Below are 2,209 nucleotides of genomic sequence, written 5' to 3'. Positions count from 1 at the left end.
GATGACCACTGGCCGGTCACTGGCCGATGACCACTGGCCGGTCACTGGCCGATGACCACTGGCCGGTCACTGGCCGATGACCACTGGCCGACCCCAGTGGTCCTACGGATGGCACCGGCGCGGGCGTGCGCCAGGCTCTGCTCATCGGCCGGAACGCCTCCGGCCGGGATGAACGTGACGAAGTGATGAAGGAGCAATCGTATGTCTCAGGGACGCATGGTGAACGTCGGCGACGTCGAGCTGTGGACCGAGGAGTTCGGTGATCCGGCGCACCCGCCGCTGCTGCTGGTGATGGGCTCGATGTCGCAGGGCGTGGTGTGGCCGGAGGAGCTCGTCGGGCGGCTGGCGGCCGGCGGCCGGCGGGTCATCCGCTACGACCACCGCGACACCGGCCGCTCGACCACCGTCGACTTCGACGCCCACCCCTACACCTGGGCCGACGTCAAGGCGGACGTCCTCGGAGTCCTGGACGCCTACGGGATCGACGCGGCCCACATCGTCGGCCACTCGGCGGGCGGCCTGCTCGGCCAGTGGATCGCCGCCGAGCAGCCGGAGCGGGTGCTGACCCTGACCGTCATCGGGTCGTCGCCGCTGGGCGGCCGGGAGGGACAGGTCCTGATGCGCGCGCTGATGGGCCAGGAGCAGCCGCCCGGCAGCCTGCCCCCGCCCGCCCCGGAGTTCGTCGAGTTCTTCGCCAAGGCGGCGGTCAACCCGCCGCCGGCCGACCGGCGCGCACAGATCGACTTCCAGATCGAGCTGGCCCGGGTCCTGCACGGCACGGCTCTCCCGTTCGACGAGGACGAGCAGCGGCGCATCGAGGAGCGGCTCCACGACCGCGCGGCCGACCCCGCGGCCGTGGCCAACCACCAGCGCGCCGGGGCCAGGGACTCCGACTTCGAACCTGTCGGGATCCTGGACCGGGTGCTCGCGCCCACGCTCGTCATCGAGGGCACGCACGAGCCGGTCAAGCCCGGCCACGGGGCGCTCATCGCCGCGGCGATCCCGGGGGCCGAGTTCCTGATGATCGAGGGCATGGGCCACACCCTGCCGCCCCAGGTGCACCGGCAGCTCGCCGAGGCCGTCCTGGCCCACACCGCCGGGTAGCGCGCTGCCTCCGGAAGGCGGTCCGCGGGCCGTCCGCGGCGGCCGCCCGGAACGTGTCTCCCCCGGTGACGGGGGAAGACACCAGGTCATGACTGAGACAACTGAACGGACCGTGCTCGTCAGCGGTTCGACTTCCGGCATCGGCGAGGCCATCGCCACCGCCTTCGCCCGCGACGGCGCGACGGTCGTGGTCAACGGCCGCGACCGGGGACGGACCGAGGAGGCGGCCGCGCGCATCCGCTCGGCCACCGGCCACGGCGGGCTGCTGCCGGTGGCCGCCGACGTGAGCACGGCCGAAGGCGCGCAGACGATGTTCGAGGCCGTGCCCGAGGTGGACGTGCTGGTGAACAACCTCGGCGTCTTCGGCGCCACTCCCCTCCTGGAGATCACCGACGAGGAGTGGCGCCACTACTTCGAGGTCAACGTCCTCAGCGGGGTGCGCCTGGCCCGCCACTACGTCCCCGGCATGGTGCGGCGCGGCTGGGGTCGGGTGATCTTCATCAGCAGCGACTCCTCCCTGATGATCCCCACCGAGATGGTGCACTACGGGGTCACCAAGACCGCGCAGATCTCCGTGGCGCGCGGCCTGGCGCAGACGGTCGCGGGCAGCGGCGTCACCGTCAACACCGTGCTGCCGGGTCCCACGCTCACCCCCGGCGTCGAGTCCTTCATCGCCGACCGCGTCGGCGGGGACATCCCCTTCGAGGAGGCCGAGGCGCGCTTCATCGCCGAGGAGCGCCCCACCTCACTCCTGGGGCGGCTGATCCGGCCGGAGGAGATCGCCAACCTGGTCCGCTACGTCGGCTCGGAGGCGTCCTCGGCCACGACCGGCGCCGCGCTGCGCGCCGACGGCGGCCTGATACCCATGATCATCCCTTGAGCCGGTGAGGGCGGACGCCCCGGCGGACCGGCAATGATCTCTGACTGTCTTCAACCGGGACTCAAGTCGTCCTCAAGTCGGGTGCGACACAGTCGGGCACCTACCGACAGGAGAGATCATGACGATTGGTAACGAGCTGAGGAACGCGGTCCGGGGCCGGGTCCTGGTGGCGGGCGACGAGGGGTTCGAGCAGGCCGGGCGGCCGTGGAACCTGGCGGTGGAGCA

2 protein-coding genes are annotated in these 2,209 nt (G+C 71.8%); both read left to right on the top strand.

The window, feature by feature from the left end:
* The first annotated feature begins 201 nt into the window (after positions 1 to 201).
* On the top strand, positions 202 to 1,104 hold the full coding sequence (locus tag ACWDS7_RS48010) for an alpha/beta fold hydrolase (protein ID WP_451934758.1): 903 nt from the start codon (positions 202 to 204) through the stop codon (positions 1,102 to 1,104).
* A gap of 88 nt (positions 1,105 to 1,192) precedes the next feature.
* Positions 1,193 to 1,984: an SDR family NAD(P)-dependent oxidoreductase gene (locus ACWDS7_RS48005; RefSeq protein WP_451934757.1), complete on the top strand. Its 792-nt coding sequence runs from the start codon at positions 1,193 to 1,195 to the stop codon at positions 1,982 to 1,984.
* Positions 1,985 to 2,209 lie beyond the last annotated feature (225 nt).

This window comes from Streptosporangium sp. NPDC003464 (assembly GCF_053588315.1).
The sequence above is the reverse complement of the archived record's forward strand: the minus strand, read 5'-3'. Positions and strand labels throughout refer to the sequence as shown.

Bases quoted from the DNA above. Each gene is read 5' to 3' on its own strand.
- ACWDS7_RS48010 (WP_451934758.1), top strand. From the start codon at position 202: ATGTCTCAGGGACGCATGGTGAACGTCGGCGACGTCGAGCTGTGGACC.
- ACWDS7_RS48005 (WP_451934757.1), top strand. From the start codon at position 1,193: ATGACTGAGACAACTGAACGGACCGTGCTCGTCAGCGGTTCGACTTCC.